The sequence below is a fragment of the Paenibacillus sp. Lou8.1 genome (assembly GCF_024213565.1).
Classification (GTDB): domain Bacteria; phylum Bacillota; class Bacilli; order Paenibacillales; family Paenibacillaceae; genus Paenibacillus; species Paenibacillus polymyxa_B.
On the sequence record NZ_JANAVN010000011.1, the window covers coordinates 218,123 to 234,400 of the forward strand.

Consider the following 16,278-nt stretch of genomic DNA (forward strand, 5'->3'; position numbering starts at 1 on the left):
GAACTGTGACGACTTATGTGAACTTCTGCCTAAGCGTGTCCATTAAGGAGCAAAACATGAAAATAATTTTATGGATAGTAGCTATAATTTTAATATTTGTTCTCATATGTATCCTGTTTTTGTTCATTGCGAAGCGCCAAAATAATAAGAAAACAGAAATGGATGTTCTGAGCTTTTTAAAGGAAAATCCGAGTAAAGCATCTTTGTTTATGATCAAAAATGGTATGGAGAAAATCAGCTATAACTCAGAAGTTAAAATGCCGCTTGCCAGCACGGCCAAAGTGATCATTGCTATCGAATTTGCTCGCCAAGTTGTGGCGAAAATATTAGACGAGCAGGAACTTGTTCCTTTAGAGGAATTAAATAAGTTTTATATTCCTGGTTCCGATGGTAACGCTCATCATAACTGGATCAAATCCATTCGCGCAAACCATAAAGAGGTTCAAGGTAAAATTACGTTATTGGATATTACTCATGGTATGTTAGCATATAGTTCCAATGCCAATACAGAATTTCTAATGGCGAAAATGGGTTTGGATAAGATAAATGAGAATATTATGAAGCTCTCACTTTCTTCTCATGATAAAATCTTTCCTTTTTCATCTGCGGGATTCATGTCTCCTTATATCCAAGAGACCGAAAACATAGGCTTTAAAGAGTCGATACAAAAGATAAGTGAGATGAGCTACGAGGAATATATGAAAAAATCTATTGAAATTCATCAGATTTTAAATCGTGATCAGGGGTTAGAATGTATTCAGAAATGGAACACCAGGCAGAATTATGTACGAAAGCTTCAAGTGCTGGAATCGCGCAAGCTTCCTCGTTCAACGACTAAAGAATATGCTTACCTCATGAAGCTCATACACAAGGAGGAATTGGTTCCTTCTACTATAAATCCATATCTAAAAATGCTAATTCAGCGACAAGTGGATAACTCCAAGTTAATAGAGTTCGGAAACAAAGGTGGATCTACCATTTCTGTTCTAACAGAGGCTTTATATTGTACGGATCGGGAGGGAAATGACATTCAACTAGCCATGTTTATTCAAGATGATTCTGGGGTGGATCATATTTGGCTCAAGCAGAAGCTGGATTTGTTTTTTTACAAATTATTAACGGATACTGCATTTCAAGAAGAGGTAAAAAGCAAATTATATGATAAGGGAAGAAATTGAATGTTTTTTTATTTTGTAAAAATGCTGCTGATTCCGCTTATACTTTACTGGATCATGGCTTACTTTCCATTTAAAAATCGTATTTCGTGGTATATACACGCTTTGTTTACAAGTGCATATACGTTCATGATTTTATTTATAAATGATTGGACAGAAATTAGCTATTATTTACGTCCGGTTTGCATTGTATTGTTTGGATGTTCCTTATTCCGTCAAATGGTTACTTTACGCTCTTTTAAATTTAATGGCTTAAATAGAAAAACACGAATATTCCTTTATCTTTATGGTTTATTAGCAATATATCAAGTTTTTATATGTATTTTATTTAGTATTTCATACATTACATCCACTCCTAAACACGAAGATGCAGTCGATTTAGCGTTCCCCTTGAAAGGAGGGACTTACGAGGTAGTGAATGGTGGAATGAGTTCATCTATGAACTATCACTTTTCGCATCGTACTCTGAAATATGCGGTGGATATAACTAAGCTCACCCCGTTAGGTTCAAGAAAAGGAATATTTGATAATCCTGAATCTTTAAAATCCTATCCCATTTATAATGATTCAGTATATAGTCCGGTTGAGGGTAGAATTATCGAAGTTGTGGATGGAGTAGAAGATAATGTCCCAAACTCCCTGGGTCGTAGTACTACAAATATGATTATCATCAAACACAAAGGATATAATATTCTGTTGTTACACTTGAAGAAAAATAGTCTATTAGTCAAGAAAAATGATTTTGTCAAGGTTGGACAAGAAATTGCGAAAGTAGGGAACTCAGGTTACAGTAGTGAGCCGCATCTTCATGTTCATGCTATAAAACATGACAATATGAGAGATTACTTCAATAGAACTTCGGTCCCTATTACTTTTAATGGTAATTACTTAAAGAGAAATGATTTGCTATTTTATCAAACACTTATTTTTCGATAAAAATGAATATCCCCTTAGAACGACGGTTTGAGAAACGGGTTATAGTTCCTCTTAGATTCGTTTCAGAAGTTCTGAGGACTACAGTAAATAACAATTCATCCATAAAACATGATTCACCACGCAAAAAAAGTATGATCAGTGCCGTTTCCCATTGCTTCTAGAAATTCAATATAAGCCATAGGTAATTATTGATTGCTAATCTTTTTTCCCACATTAATTAAATCTTCGTATGTGCAAGGACGCATATGAATTTTATTAATTTTAAATTGTGAGACTAACTCATTTAAATATTCCAAATTATTTTCCTTATTAAAAAGATGTTTTGCTGTATAAAAAATTCTGGTGGCCCTTAAAGATGTGTTAGGAGCCACCAGTAAAAACTAATTTACGATATTGTTACATAATAAGAGCCCGCTATACTTTTACTGTATACTGTACCAACACCTTTAAGGATTTAAAATAAGGATGAGTCATCATTCGATACACATCTTTATTTTGATTAAGAATTATTGTCCAATTTGTTCTAAGATTTGTGTGTAAGCATTCCTATAATGATCGGGGTTAGGATCTTCTCCTATTATTTTGGGTACGTCAAAGTCAGACAGCAGGAAATGGTGTTTGGGTTGAACTTCATGCCTTGCTAAGCAACTCTTGCAACAGGACAAGGGACAGCCGTCAATTGCAATGATGTCACGTCCCGATTTTGCTGTTCTGACAAGAGGTTTGACATCACCACCAACACCAGCTATGCAGGACATTTCAGCGACTTTTTCTCGATCCATTTGTATAGCGATCATGTTAGCGGTTTGTGCTGCGGAGGAACATCCAGAACAAGAATAGACAAGAGGTAAATCAGTTCTTTTCATCTTTGTACACTTCCCTGTTTTTTTCTTTGTGATCCATCACGGTATTTTTGGTTTTAGGTAAAACATAATTTAAATTGTTTGTATTTTAACTTAAATTTACAGGTTAGACCGTGATAATGATCACGACAACATTTTTTCAAAATCTACCATTAAACTTTTCATACAAGAAGAGGAGCTTCCAGCAATGAGAAGTTCCTCTTCGTTCGTTTCAGCGTTATCAATGAAAAATAAATTCTGCTCATCTCTCAATAAATGACTCTTGCATTCATCAATAACACGACTGTAAACGGTATTCTAAAAGATAGAGTATACAGTCTGTATTCCTCTTTATAGCAAATAATAGAAAATTAGAGCAAAATGTGATAAAGCTATAATATGAAAAGGAGTGTCTTTCTATGAAAAAAGAAAAAAGACATCGGTTAATTAAGCAATTGGTGAGCGAATATGAAATAGAAACACAAGAGAAGTTAGTAGAGCTGTTGGCAGAACAAGATGTAATAGTGACGCAAGCTACGATTTCCCGGGATATCCGTGAGCTGAAATTAATAAAAATAGCTTCTTCGAAAGGATTTATGATATATAATGTTTCCTCAGAAATGCCTTTGCAAACTGATTTGAAGTTAAAGAAGAAGTTAAAAGAAGTTGTTGTAAAGATTGATTATATCGATAAATTAACGATTATAAAAACGTTACCTGGCAATGCAAATGTTATTGGTGTTTTATTAGATAGTTCAAAATGGAGAGAAATGGTAGGGTGTGTATGCGGGAATGATACCTGCCTTGTCATTTCCCAAACCCTATCGGATCGAAAGATTTTAGAAGAAAGACTTAATTTAATTTTTAGATAAAGATAGCTAGTAGAATTAGCTAGTAGATTGTCAAGAGAGAATACGAGGTTACTTGAATTTAGTAATTAAAGAGCGTAGGGTGCCCGAATCTGAGCATGCCGTAGATGTGATGTATCTTGTTGGCTCAAGCATCACAGCTACCTTGCGGGCGTTCCTTCGCTCTTTTTTTCTTGTTGATACGGCTCGCATTCTACATAGGCTGCAAGTTGATAATGTATTTTTTTAGATCAGCAGTTAAAGCCCAGATATTCATCATATATGCGTAATATGAAATAGGTTCCGCAGATAAAACTGACAAAATATATTATAAAAATACATTTTTTTGTTATTTTAAAAATAAAAACGTGAAATATTTCTCAACAAAAATGTTGGTGTTTGCACAAGACGGAAAGCATGGACTATTTATGATGAACTTGTAAACATCAAAGATTAAAAAGGAGGTACGACAAATGAAGCATCCATTGCATGTGGCTTCGGAAATTGGGGAATTACAAACGGTTTTATTAAAACGTCCGGGACAAGAATTGGAAAACTTAACGCCGGAGTATTTGCAGCCATTATTATTTGACGATATTCCCTTTTTGCCGGTGATTCAAAAAGAACATGATTATTTTGCCCAAACATTACGCAATCGGGGAATTGAAGTTCTTTATTTAGAAAAACTCGCGGCCGAGGCATTAGTGGATAAAAAACTGAGAGAAGAATTTGTTGACCAAATGTTAGAAGAAGGAAGGACTGAAGGAAATGTTTCACATCAAATTTTAAAAGAATATTTACTTTCCTTCTCAAATGAAGATTTAATTCAAAAAATAATGAGTGGTGTACGGAAAAACGAAATTGAAACGAGTAAGAATATGCAACTATCTGAATTTATGCAAGATCGTTCTCCATTTTATTTAGTTCCAATGCCAAATTTATATTTTACCCGCGATCCTGCAGCTGTTATTGGTGATGGATTAACGATTAATAAAATGAGAGAAACTGCACGAAGAAGTGAATCATTGTTTATGGAGTACGTTATCAAACATCATTCAAGATTTACCAGTCATAATGTACCGGTTTGGCTGGATCGCAATTATGAATTTCCAATCGAAGGCGGCGATGAGCTCATTTTAAATGAAGAATCCATTGCCATTGGTGTATCTGCCCGTACTTCAGCTAAAGCCATTGAACGTTTAGCCCTAAATCTATTTAGCCGTCAAGAAAAATTTAAGAGAGTATTAGCCATTGAAATTCCAAAATGCAGGGCATTTATGCATTTAGATACCGTATTTACGATGGTTGATTATGACAAATTTACAATTCATCCAGCGATCCAAGGACCGCAAGGAAATATGAATATTTATGTTTTAGAGAAAGGCCCGGATGAAGAAACGCTTAAAATTACCCATCACACCTCTTTAATGGAATCTCTCAAAGAGGTTTTGGGCTTGAAGGATTTGGTTCTTATTCCTTGTGGAGGAGGAGATGTAATAGCCTCTGCTCGTGAACAATGGAATGACGGATCCAATACATTAGCCATTGCGCCAGGAGTAGTTGTTACGTATGACCGTAACTATGTGTCAAATGCTTTAATGCGTGAACACGGTATCGAGGTAATTGAAATATTGAGCTCGGAATTATCCCGTGGCCGTGGGGGTCCACGTTGTATGAGTATGCCAATCGTTCGAAAAGATATTTAAATTATGGAGAAAGCAGGGATAAATATGGGAAAAACTAATTCAAGCTTAAAAGGCAGAAGTTTTCTTGCAGAGATAGATTTTACAGAAGAGGAATTGTTATATTTTCTCGATTTAGCAGCAGATTTAAAAGAGAAAAAGAAAAATGGCATTCCCCATCGTTATTTGGAAGGAAAAAATATAGCTCTTTTGTTTGAAAAAACTTCTACTCGTACACGGTGCGCATTTACAGTAGCTTGTACAGAATTAGGCGCGCATCCCGAGTATTTAGGTAAAGGTGATATTCAGCTCGGTAAAAAAGAATCCGTAGAAGACACGGCTAAAGTGTTGGGCCGCATGTTTGATGGAATTGAGTTCCGCGGCTTTGCTCATAAAACAGTGGAATCTTTAGCTGAGCATTCGGGTGTACCGGTGTGGAACGGTCTAACGGATATGTGGCATCCAACCCAAACGCTCGCGGATTTATTAACCATCCAAGAACATATAGGGCACTTGCGAAATGTAAAGCTCGTTTATGTTGGCGATGGCCGAAACAATGTTGCTAATAGCTTATTAATTGGTGGTTCAATCGTTGGAATGGAAGTTCGGATTTGTGCGCCAAAATCATTATGGCCGGGACAAGAAGTCATTTATTTGGCCAAAAAATTTAGTGACCAGGTAATGGTAACCAGTAGTATTGAAGAGGCTGTTGCGGGCGCAGATGTAATCTACACAGATGTTTGGGTATCTATGGGGGAAGAAGATAAATTTGCTGAACGTATTGAACTGCTTTCACCTTATCAAGTAAATATGCAAATGATTAAGGAAACTGGGAACGATGATGTTGTTTTTTTACATTGTTTACCTGCATTTCATGATCTGGAAACAACGTACGGAAAAGAAATTTACGATAAATATGGATTGAGAGAAATGGAAGTAACCGATGAGGTATTCCGCAGCAAGCATTCAAAAGTATTCGATCAAGCTGAAAATAGAATGCATACAATTAAAGCGGTTTTAGCAGCTACTTTAGGAAATATGGAGTAAAGAAGGAATTAATCTTCCTTCTTTTTCTCTCTGTTCCTTAACTCTATCAAATAGAGAGAGGTGAGTGTAGTGGGTGAAGAAAAAAAATTAGGATTATTTACTTTAACAGCTCTTGTTGTTGGTTCAATGATAGGCGGTGGAGCGTTTAACTTGGCAAGTGATATGTCCAAAGAAGCTGGCGCCGGAGCTATTACTATTGGGTGGATTATCACAGGAATCGGAATGATTGCACTTGGATTATCCTTTCAGAATTTAACTAAAAAAAGACCGGATTTGGATGGTGGTATTTTTAGTTACGCAAAAGCTGGATTTGGAAATTTCGTGGGATTTAATAGCGCATGGGGGTATTGGGTAGCCGCATGGCTTGGTAATGTAGCTTACGCAACTTTACTATTTAGTTCATTAGGTTATTTTTTTCCCATTTTTGATGGGGGTCAAAATATAGCATCGATTATTGGTGCGAGTATCTTGCTTTGGTGTGTTCACCTGCTGATTTTACGAGGCGTACAATCGGCAGCGCTTATAAATCTAGTAACTACAATCGCGAAATTAGTACCTGTGTTCGTATTTATTATTGTGGGAATCTTTTCCTTTAAAATCAATGTATTTATAGATGGACTTTGGGGACAAGGCGGTACTTTTACTTGGGGGGCGGTAGGCAGCCAAGTTAAAAGCACAATGCTTGTAACTGTCTGGGTATTTACTGGTGTTGAAGGGGCTGTTGTTCTATCTGGCCGTGCAAAAAATAAAAGTGATGTCGGGAAAGCGACAGTCATTGGCTTGATAGGAACACTTATTATTTACGTATTGATTACATTATTATCTCTCGGGCTTATGCAGCAAGCGGATATCGTTAATTTAAAAAATCCAGCTATGGCCTATTTATTTGAAAGTGTTGTTGGAAAATGGGGCGCTACATTTATTAACCTAGGATTGATTATTTCCGCCTCAGGCGCTTGGTTAGGATGGACTTTACTCGCATCTGAAATTCCATATTTAGCCTCTAAAGATGGGGTATTTCCAAAGTGGTTTGCGAAAGAGAATAAAAATAAAGCCCCTGTAAATTCATTATGGATTACAAATGGTTTAATTCAACTTTTTTTATTAACCTTCATTTTTTCGGATAAAGCGTATAATTTTGCGTTTTCTCTAGCATCCTCCGCTATTTTAATTCCTTATGTATTTTCAGCATTTTATCAATTGAAGTATAGCTTGCGATCAAAAGAAAAAGCCCGAACCATCAATATAGTCATTGGTATAGTTGCAAGTATTTATGGAATTTGGTTAGTTTATGCGGCTGGATTAGATTACTTGTTATTAGCAATGACCTTATATGCACCAGGCATTTTCATCTATTATAAGCTGCAAAAGCAAAATAATCCAAAGCGAATATTTACTCAGGTGGAACTGATATTATCTGTTGCTATTGCTGCTTTGGCAGTATTCACAATCTATGAATTAGTTACGGGGAATATTGCAATTTGAATTTTTTGGAAATGAAAACAATTGGAGGGTTGAAGTATGGCACGAAGAAAAATTGTAGTGGCACTAGGCGGAAATGCTATACAATCCGGTAACGCTACGGCAAAGGCACAACAAGAAGCATTAGAAAAAACAGCGGAACAACTTGTGAAAATAATAGAAAATGATGTGGATGTCGTAATTGTCCATGGGAATGGTCCGCAAGTAGGAAATATTTTATTACAGCAAAAAGCGGCGGAATCGGAAAAAAACCCTGCAATGCCATTGGATACTTGTGGTGCGATGAGTCAAGGAATGATTGGCTATTGGATGGGAAATGCGATTGCAAAAGTATTGAGAAAACAGAGTATAAATAAAGATGTGGTAACAATCGTAACAAGAGTGGTCGTCGATGAAAAAGATGAAGCATTTAATAATCCCACAAAACCAATAGGGCCTTTTTATACAGAGGACGAAGCAAGAGAGTTAATGAAGGAAACAAAAGTGGTATTTAAAGAAGATGCAGGAAGAGGATGGAGACGAGTGGTACCGTCACCAACACCTGTAAGCATTCTTGAATATAAAGTGGTTGATTCTTTGGTAAATGATGGCAATATCGTCATTGCTGTTGGAGGTGGCGGAATTCCGGTAATTCATTCTAAAGAAGGATTAACAGGGACTGAAGCAGTTATTGATAAAGATTTCGCCGCTCAGAAATTAGCTGAATTAGTAGGTGCCGATACGCTTGTCATTTTAACTGCAGTTGATTTTGTGTATGTGAATTTTAATAAGCCAAATCAAAAAAGGTTAGAGTTTGTAACCGTTGATGAATTAGAAGGATATATAAAGGAACAACATTTTGCAGCCGGAAGTATGCTTCCCAAAATTGAAGCTGCTATTCATTTTGTTAATACAAATTCAGAACGAAAAGCCATTATTACTTCTTTAGAGAAGGTATATGAAGCATTAGAAGGAAAAACAGGCACGGTTATTTCTAAACAAGAGGGATCTGTGCATGTATAAATAACATTAAAAAATACTGCTCTTTAAACAATATGGTCGAGTTTGGGCTGGCTTTTGCTCCCGAATTCGGCCTGCTTGTTTCATTGATCATTTATAGTTTATGGAGAGCTAAATTGCTCAGTACATAGGATAAATGATAAAATTCATATTATTTCTATTATGAAACAAGAGAGGTGTATTTATGAATAAAAGGAATGTCGTGGAAAATTTAAAACAGTTTAGCTTATTTGCTGATTTATCAGAAAAAAAATTAAAAATCTTAAGAGAGTTTGTCTATTGGCGAACTTATAAGAAGGGTCAATTTTTATTTTTAGAAGGGGACTTAAGGGAACGAATTTACCTTATGTTAGATGGCTTTGTAAAGTTAGAGCGGGTAAATCAAAGTGGAAATTTATTATATGAGGACTATGTAAAACAATATTCAATTTTTCCTTATGGCGGTATGTTTACAGATAAAAGATATAATTACTCGGCAGAAGCACTGACAGATGTGGATGTGTATTATATGCCTACGGCGATTTTTGAGGATATGTTGAAAGCCAATCAAAAACAATTATTATTTGTTGTTAAGCAGTTTTCTGTGATCTTAAAACTTCATGAACATCGCATACAATATATTACAATCCCCAATGCACAAGATCGGGTAATTCAGTCACTTAATTATTTAAGGCAGGATTTAGGGGAACAAAACGGTGAAGAGATTGTCATTTCGTGTCCACTGACAACAATCGGAATTTCTAAAATATCCGGAACGTCTCGAGAAACAGTTAGCGGTGTGTTAAATCAGTTAAAGAAAGATAATATTATTACAGTTTCAGGTAAAAAAATTATAATACATGACCCAACTTATTTTGAGGAAATCTCTATATGAAAATAAAGATGAACGTCTTCAAAACGAAGTCGTTCATCTTTTTGCTTTTTGTTTATGCCAGCAGGCATTTTAGGTACGTCAAAGTCAAACAGCGTGAAATGGTGTTTGGGTTGAACTTCATGCCTTGCTAAGCAACTCTTGCAACAGGATAAGGGACAGCCATCAATTGCAATGATGTCACGTCCCAATTTTGCTGTTCTGACAAGTGGTAAATCTGTTCTTTTCATCTTTGCACACTTCCTTATTTTTTCTTTGTGATCCATCACGGTATTTTTGGTTTTAGATGAAATAAAATTTAAAATTGTTTGTATTTTAACTTATTTTTTCTAATAGAGAATTAGCCTTATCTAAATATAATTCTGGTTTCCAGGGATATTGTTTAATTATTCGTCCATCTCCCAACGAAAATATGCAGATAGGTTTTTGTATGCCTTATTCATATCATCATCTACGCATTTATTAATGATACGGTTTAATGTTGCTTCAAGTATAATTTCATTAAAGTCCCTTGCTATAAAATGACCATGCCCGATAATAATATCACCTTGACCTGTCATCCTAGCTAACCTTTTAGGACTTATTAGTTCAAATGAAAACATGTCTGATGCTCCATTTATTTCACTGGGTCCGATATCAACATTATAAGTAATATAGAAATCATCTATATCTTCACCCCAATCCTCGAACATCTTTGTTAAAGCCTTTATTATAAGCATTTAATTATCCTCCTATTGAACACAATATCAATATGAACGTTACTTATCTGCTTTGACGCCCATCTTTCCCCGGCGTTGTATTCTTCGAACATTTTCTTTTTCAAGTCAAACGCCTTTAGATGGGGAGGGATCTCAAGTCATTGTTTTAGGGGAAAGATAGGGGCGGGTTCTTCGATTTCTTGCATAGTTATAGGGCTTGAACTTTATCAGTTTAAGATGATCCAATCAATTGAAGCGAGGATGTTTTTTCAATTTCCCTAGAGAAAACTAAGTCCGATACCAAACAACTCTCGCGCGACTTCTTGGACGTTATGTTTTTTATTTTGGTAAAGTGTAAATAACATCAAATGGGTTCTTATCTTCAAAAAACTCGGTGTAGAGCTTTGCAATTTCATTTGAATTCAAGTCCATATTATTTCGTAATAAGCCCCCTAATTTCACCAATACCTCAGCTTCCTTTGAGGTTACTATTTTCCTTTGTACTATATTTTCTGTATTTTTTGGAGTTACCCACGCCCAATCATTCACAGCTGCTTCAGTAAATGGATATCCAAAAGATAACGAACTGATTTGAGCATATTCTGAACATAGAGGATGAACAATTAATAAAAAGGCTGCAATTATTCCTGAACGATATCTTATCCTTTGTGCTTTTTGAACCTCTTGAGCAAATGATTCTAGGTAATGAGGGATTTCTCCCCAATTAGAACGTCCCATTGAAACTAGTATTTCAACGGCAAATGTATTATTTAATTTATTGGCCAATTGTAAGAATATCTGATTGTTTGTAGAGCCGGAGGCGGTAAATGCACCTAAACATCTTGCAGCTTCCTGAACGTTAGTAGCACCTTCTGATATAAGTTTCACATATTCGTCCAGTATCGTATCGTCGCTAACGAATTCTGGAGATTCCACAATTGTTTCGATTAAAAGTGCCTTTGTACTCTGTTCTTTAACCAGAGGAATCATACTAACAAGTTGAGCAAAGTAATCGCCTTCTAATTCTTCTAAATTGCAATCATTTTTTAATAACTTTAGAGAAGCTACTATAACACGATCATCTTTATCTAAAGACGCGTTTGTTATTAGGTGTATAATTTTTTCAATCACATATTTCTTCCTCTCAGGCTTAGATTAAAAGTCATCTTAATTTTTAAATTTATTCTTTTGGTCGGCTAATGATAGGGAGGGATGAAAAATTATTTTTTTGTGTGGAAAAAAGGCTCATTCCTCCTCATCGTTTTCACCATCTGTAGTTAAATAGCTGCCGTCATTGGGAATCTCTCGTCTTTCACCCTTTACCTTCAACCCTTTATCCTCTAATCTCACCAGCTTGTTCATATCACCAGACGGCATTAGGGCAAAGAGGAAAGCAAAAAAACAAGTCAATCATGGTAGTATCTGACCATAATCGACCCGTTCGACGTAATGAAAAATGTTATTTAAGATATTCTGATTTCACTTTTATCATGCAATTAACAGAAAAAAGTTACCTTCGATATCCGCTATCTTTAAAAAAGTCTTTTTCTAAATAAGGATAATTCAGCAGTTCTAGATTTTCTTTAGTGATATACCTGGTTTGATATTCATCTAGATTATTATTGATAAATAAACGCCCTTTAATTCTTTTTAATAGTGGGTATGAGGAATCATCTTCAACAACCAAATCTTGATCGTTCAACCTCAATAGTTTTCCAATAACTTCGAGTATTTTTAACCATCCAATATCAAAAGTACGCGATACAAATTGAATACTAATAAGAACATTTGTATCTACGCCGTGATCTTCGAGATTCATTTCTCGAAAACGTTCTAAATAGTCATCCTCATCATCTAAATTAATGCTTATAGAAAAATAAGTGCAACTAATACTCACCTGTCGAGTATCAGACCAATCTTTTACTTCTACTTCATAAAAATTTATTTCCATTACTAACACTTCACATATCATATTGTAAAGAAACTTTCCCAAGGCTTCTCTAGACAAATTAGAGCCAATAGATAACCTATAATCCATTTTACTCAAACCTCCAGTACGCTCTAGTTACTTGACGATCTTCAATGATTAGCAATTCATCTAAATGTTTTAAATCCTTGTGTGTTTGACTTTTTAAATTTTCAATAAGCTCGCGTCTTTTTTCAATAGGATAATCATTTAAATTTAACACTATTCTTCTAGCTTGTTTTGTAGTTTTCTCTCTGAGTGTATCAAGAATGTTCCGTAGACTCGTAGTTGTATCAGGAGCGTAGCAATCAAATACTTGCCTCTCTATTATGAAATCTGGACTTTTTTTAGGATCAATACCATAACCATTTCCATTATCAAGTTCGTCAAGCATTGTCGTACGATATCCTTGTTCCGTGAGTACATCTGCAGCTTCATTTTGTCTTTCTAATCCTCGGCTACCTTTACCTTTAGTATCAGCATAATTTCCTTCCGGTCTCCCCCCTCTAGGTAATGAAGGCTTAGTAGTGATAGCATTCGGTCTGATTTTTGGTGTATAAGGAATATAATTAGGACCATATAGGTTGTATTCAGAACTAGTTTTCCAGTCTACATTATCATCGCCATATTTTGAACGGAAATACTCATCCCATTCTGGTCCTGTTCTAGGTATCTTTGCAGAATTACCCACCCCCTCAATCTCTTTATTGGGCTTCAGGTTTGGAAGTTGGGGTGGCTCTGTTTTTTCATTTATGATTTTAGGACCTGGACGAACAGGTTCTTTAACTGGTAAATTTAGTATGGTTTTCGGCTTGAAAAATGAACCGGCCCCCTCAACGATCGCTGCTACACTAATGACATTGGACAAATGGTCTGGTGACAAAGGATCTTCAGGTGTCAAAGCTCCACGTATAGCCTCTGTTATTCCAAATGTAGCAAAATTGATTGCGTCACTACCAGAGTTACCTTGATTACGTCCGCGCTCCATATAGGCTTGATACAATCCTTTAGGTATACCAAATGACCAATAATCTAAAAATTCACCAATGGAGTTTAATTGATTTTGAGCCCTTACGTTATTAGCCTGCTCTATGCCTTTGTATAATTCAGCAAGGCTGTTTGCTGTTTTTTGAGAAGCATGTGCCTGCTCCATGGCTATTTGACTTTTTATCATCGCGCTGCTACCCGTATAATCCAGGTAACGATCCCACCAAGACTTAGGCTTCTCAACTTGTTGTTTAGGCTGCTGCTGTGCCATGCGGCTGTCGTAATCGGCTCTCCAGCGTTTTTTTACATCTTCCGGAACTTGCTGATACGCATGAACCATGGCATTCGATTCTTTCAGTAGGTTTTGAACTAGTTCCAATGTGCCACCGGAATTCACAATATGACGTGCACTCGTATACACTTTCCCTAGAATCCACTTGTTATAATAGGCTTGTTTAGCTTTCTCATGCTCGTGTAAACTAATCAACCCTTGCATGGCCAAACCAGCCAAGTATTTTAATGGGTGAACTTCGCTCCCCTTGCTACTGCCTCCAACGGTAGGGGTTCCTTTGCTCCGAACAGGGATTGCTGCGGTTGCTTTCAGAATCACCCCCGCCGCAGGTCCACTTAGCACTCCCACAACAACGCCAGCTACTTTCCCCATTACCGGAATGGAGCCTAATAGCTTGGATACTGTCCCCATCATGGCATTCGCCTGTTGAAGCTCTGCTGGACTGGTGACTTTTGCTTTAGGGGGAGATGCTTGGCTGCTAGATGAATCCTTGGCTGCGGATTGTGCAGCCTTATATGCCTTTATGCTCATCAATGGTGGCTCAGGCACAGGGGGGAGGTCGGCTACGAAAACAGGAGCTTTCACCGTACCTTCCTGATATATCACTGGAGCTTTGGTATCCGTCTCACCATCCAGAACCATGCTGCTGGCTCCGCCTTTCAGATACAGCGCCCGTTCCAGCTTCTAGCGAAAGCTCCTCGCCAGCATCGAGCTTCACGTGACCACCCTGAATCTGCACATTCCCCGGACTGTTGATCGTAATGCCGTTACCTTCATGCAGTGTAATGGAAAATTCACCGGAGGTGGATAGAGTCAGCTCATGCTTAGACATTTCTACGCTGCTACCTTGTACATGTTGCCATACCTTCACATTCGGCTGTCCATTGGTGTGGCGTTGTTGTCGCAGTGAATCCGTTACATAGGCATCTTGTTCGCGGTGGGTAGGCAGATATAACTCCACCTGTTCTCCTACTTCAGGCATATCGTACCAGCCACTATGTTCTTCAGCGACATAACGGGTGGCTACGGGAAACCAGCAGGCTTTAGCAGGATCTTGCTTCGGGTCAATGTCTAGTTGAAGCTGTACGAAATCCTGTTGTACCTTGAGCACCGTTCCTGTCAACGAAATTCCGGTGGCCTGATTGTTTTCATACCGAGCATAGCGGATATCCTGTTCGGCTTGAAGATCATAACGGGTACGCAGCAAGCCATCTGTTAGTGTGGTCACGGCTCGAGCTACGACCAGTTCTTTGCCTTGTCCAATGGGTAACGTGATGAGGTCGCCCAGCGCATAGTATTGCAGACTTTCGATCATATAGGTGACATACGAGCCAGCACGTTCTCCTGGCTTTTCCGCATCCAGCTCATGAAACGTTTTTCGTACTCGATAAAATACATCCCGCTCCACCTTATGCTGCTTGCCTTCGGGCATCCCGAAGAAAACCTTGGGCGAGGCTGCGGTTACCTCTGGCACGAGTACGGAGCCAAAGCGAGAAGCGAGACGTTTTAAAAACGCCCAATCGGTCTCCTCATATTGTAAAACAAATGTCTCTAGTTTGGCATAGTTGCTTACCGTATCAATGGCATCTCCGTATTGATATTTTCGAACCAGCGCAGTGACCAGATCATCATAGGTGCGGTGAATATCTTGATAGGAGCGCCTTTTACGCTTAATATCCATCTGGTACGAATGGGAAGCGGCCTCTAGTTCAAACGTATACACGCCTCGCACACAATGTACGGATATACGCGTGACAATCCCATGGAACAGCCTTCTCAGCGATTGTCCCTGATCATCCAACTGACGAATCACAATCGGCTCTTGCTCCATATCCTGTCCGATGCATGCAGCTCCTTGTTCTTCGGAGAGCATGCCACTGATATGTAAATAGGCATGATCATTAATGGTGCTTGTTATTTGAAGTTGTTCGATGTGTAGTGGCTGAAAGGGACCATAAAAGCGTAGGCTTTCATATCCAATCCCATCTGATAATACGCTCAAGTGAGTTCATGACTCCTTTCTAGATGCGATGGGTATTTCCAAGTAAAGCACGTCATCTTGCATTCGCTTCAGATTACAGAAGCCGCAGATGAGTACAACAGTGAGTCAATATAAATATGTATAACAAGGTTTGTACGCAAAAAAGGGGCGAGAGGTGATATTTAATAAACAACCCAGCATATGTATTTATCGGTTAAAAGAGAGACTTAGTTTACAGAATGACCCATTGGTTATACCGAATAATGAAAATCTTTATTGATGGAACATATATTAATTATAATAAATCCGGTGAGGTGGATCTTTTATTGAAAGGGCATTGATTATTAAAGATATTCTTACTTAATTAGTTATGTTATATAAGTTTGTGTACTAAACTTATGAATAAGAATAGACCCTACAATATTGTGCAGGAATTGTCGGGTGGATATATTCAACTACTGCTATTCTATTG

Annotated in this window: 15 protein-coding genes and 1 pseudogene; 8 read left to right on the forward strand and 8 right to left on the reverse strand. The window is 37.3% G+C overall.

Features of this window, described 5'->3' with window-relative positions:
- The first annotated feature begins 56 nt into the window (after positions 1–56).
- Positions 57–1,178: a serine hydrolase gene (locus NLX78_RS17345; RefSeq protein WP_254351090.1), complete on the forward strand. Its 1,122-nt coding sequence runs from the start codon at positions 57–59 to the stop codon at positions 1,176–1,178.
- Complete coding sequence (locus NLX78_RS17350; RefSeq protein ID WP_254351091.1) at positions 1,179–2,111, forward strand: M23 family metallopeptidase; 933 nt, start codon at positions 1,179–1,181, stop codon at positions 2,109–2,111.
- Positions 2,112–2,617: 506 nt separating this feature from the next.
- Here NLX78_RS17350 and NLX78_RS17355 read toward each other — a convergent pair.
- Positions 2,618–2,977 (reverse strand): putative zinc-binding protein, encoded by a 360-nt coding sequence (locus NLX78_RS17355; protein WP_013311396.1) that lies wholly within the window; start codon positions 2,975–2,977, stop codon positions 2,618–2,620.
- A 395-nt stretch (positions 2,978–3,372) separates the two neighbouring features.
- On the opposite strand from NLX78_RS17355, the gene argR reads away from it, so the two are divergent.
- From argR to NLX78_RS17385, 6 genes are all read left to right on the forward strand, one after another.
- Complete coding sequence (argR, locus tag NLX78_RS17360; protein WP_254351092.1) at positions 3,373–3,825, forward strand: arginine repressor; 453 nt, start codon at positions 3,373–3,375, stop codon at positions 3,823–3,825.
- A gap of 449 nt (positions 3,826–4,274) precedes the next feature.
- The gene (gene arcA, locus NLX78_RS17365; protein WP_254351093.1) at positions 4,275–5,507 is read left to right on the forward strand and encodes an arginine deiminase; all 1,233 of its coding nucleotides are present in this window, start codon (positions 4,275–4,277) and stop codon (positions 5,505–5,507) included.
- A 24-nt stretch (positions 5,508–5,531) separates the two neighbouring features.
- Positions 5,532–6,530, forward strand: coding sequence for an ornithine carbamoyltransferase (argF, locus tag NLX78_RS17370; protein ID WP_254351112.1), 999 nt, complete (start codon positions 5,532–5,534; stop codon positions 6,528–6,530).
- Positions 6,531–6,599: 69 nt separating this feature from the next.
- On the forward strand, positions 6,600–8,015 hold the full coding sequence (gene arcD / locus NLX78_RS17375) for an arginine-ornithine antiporter (RefSeq protein ID WP_254351094.1): 1,416 nt from the start codon (positions 6,600–6,602) through the stop codon (positions 8,013–8,015).
- 36 nt (positions 8,016–8,051) lie between these two features.
- Positions 8,052–9,014, forward strand: a complete 963-nt coding sequence (gene arcC, locus NLX78_RS17380; RefSeq protein ID WP_254351095.1) for a carbamate kinase — start codon at positions 8,052–8,054, stop codon at positions 9,012–9,014.
- 181 nt (positions 9,015–9,195) lie between these two features.
- Positions 9,196–9,885 carry a Crp/Fnr family transcriptional regulator gene (locus tag NLX78_RS17385; protein ID WP_254351096.1) on the forward strand — a complete coding sequence of 230 codons (690 nt, stop codon included), beginning with the start codon at positions 9,196–9,198 and terminating at the stop codon, positions 9,883–9,885.
- On the opposite strand, the gene NLX78_RS26590 is transcribed toward NLX78_RS17385, so the two are convergent.
- The 7 genes and pseudogenes from NLX78_RS26590 to NLX78_RS17415 all read right to left on the reverse strand — a co-directional run.
- Complete coding sequence (locus NLX78_RS26590; protein ID WP_367988363.1) at positions 9,861–10,148, reverse strand: putative zinc-binding protein; 288 nt, start codon at positions 10,146–10,148, stop codon at positions 9,861–9,863. The genes NLX78_RS17385 and NLX78_RS26590 overlap by 25 nt on opposite strands.
- Before the next feature lie 120 nt (positions 10,149–10,268).
- Positions 10,269–10,601, reverse strand: a complete 333-nt coding sequence (locus tag NLX78_RS17395; protein ID WP_254351097.1) for an Imm8 family immunity protein — start codon at positions 10,599–10,601, stop codon at positions 10,269–10,271.
- A gap of 318 nt (positions 10,602–10,919) precedes the next feature.
- On the reverse strand, positions 10,920–11,711 hold the full coding sequence (locus NLX78_RS17400; protein WP_254351098.1) for a hypothetical protein: 792 nt from the start codon (positions 11,709–11,711) through the stop codon (positions 10,920–10,922).
- Positions 11,712–11,825: 114 nt separating this feature from the next.
- A complete protein-coding gene (locus NLX78_RS26595; RefSeq protein WP_302057417.1) occupies positions 11,826–11,957 on the reverse strand; it encodes a hypothetical protein in 132 nt (43 codons plus the stop codon).
- Between the two features lie 133 nt (positions 11,958–12,090).
- Positions 12,091–12,618 carry a hypothetical protein gene (locus NLX78_RS17405; protein ID WP_250260749.1) on the reverse strand — a complete coding sequence of 176 codons (528 nt, stop codon included), beginning with the start codon at positions 12,616–12,618 and terminating at the stop codon, positions 12,091–12,093.
- A gap of 1 nt (position 12,619) precedes the next feature.
- On the reverse strand, positions 12,620–13,720 hold the full coding sequence (locus NLX78_RS26755; protein WP_483311683.1) for a CdiA C-terminal domain-containing protein: 1,101 nt from the start codon (positions 13,718–13,720) through the stop codon (positions 12,620–12,622).
- A 48-nt stretch (positions 13,721–13,768) separates the two neighbouring features.
- Positions 13,769–15,827: pseudogene (locus tag NLX78_RS17415) on the reverse strand (contractile injection system protein, VgrG/Pvc8 family); the annotation flags it as partial.
- Positions 15,828–16,278 lie beyond the last annotated feature (451 nt).

Bases quoted from the DNA above. Each gene is read 5' to 3' on its own strand.
- arcA (WP_254351093.1), top strand. From the start codon at position 4,275: ATGAAGCATCCATTGCATGTGGCTTCGGAAATTGGGGAATTACAAACG.
- NLX78_RS26595 (WP_302057417.1), bottom strand. From the start codon at position 11,957: ATGCCGTCTGGTGATATGAACAAGCTGGTGAGATTAGAGGATAAAGGG.
- NLX78_RS17345 (WP_254351090.1), top strand. From the start codon at position 57: ATGAAAATAATTTTATGGATAGTAGCTATAATTTTAATATTTGTTCTC.
- NLX78_RS17405 (WP_250260749.1), bottom strand. From the start codon at position 12,618: ATGGATTATAGGTTATCTATTGGCTCTAATTTGTCTAGAGAAGCCTTG.
- NLX78_RS17395 (WP_254351097.1), bottom strand. From the start codon at position 10,601: ATGCTTATAATAAAGGCTTTAACAAAGATGTTCGAGGATTGGGGTGAA.
- argR (WP_254351092.1), top strand. From the start codon at position 3,373: ATGAAAAAAGAAAAAAGACATCGGTTAATTAAGCAATTGGTGAGCGAA.
- arcC (WP_254351095.1), top strand. From the start codon at position 8,052: ATGGCACGAAGAAAAATTGTAGTGGCACTAGGCGGAAATGCTATACAA.
- NLX78_RS26755 (WP_483311683.1), bottom strand. From the start codon at position 13,720: ATGATAAAAAGTCAAATAGCCATGGAGCAGGCACATGCTTCTCAAAAA.
- NLX78_RS17355 (WP_013311396.1), bottom strand. From the start codon at position 2,977: ATGAAAAGAACTGATTTACCTCTTGTCTATTCTTGTTCTGGATGTTCC.
- NLX78_RS17350 (WP_254351091.1), top strand. From the start codon at position 1,179: ATGTTTTTTTATTTTGTAAAAATGCTGCTGATTCCGCTTATACTTTAC.
- NLX78_RS26590 (WP_367988363.1), bottom strand. From the start codon at position 10,148: ATGGATCACAAAGAAAAAATAAGGAAGTGTGCAAAGATGAAAAGAACA.
- argF (WP_254351112.1), top strand. From the start codon at position 5,532: ATGGGAAAAACTAATTCAAGCTTAAAAGGCAGAAGTTTTCTTGCAGAG.
- NLX78_RS17385 (WP_254351096.1), top strand. From the start codon at position 9,196: ATGAATAAAAGGAATGTCGTGGAAAATTTAAAACAGTTTAGCTTATTT.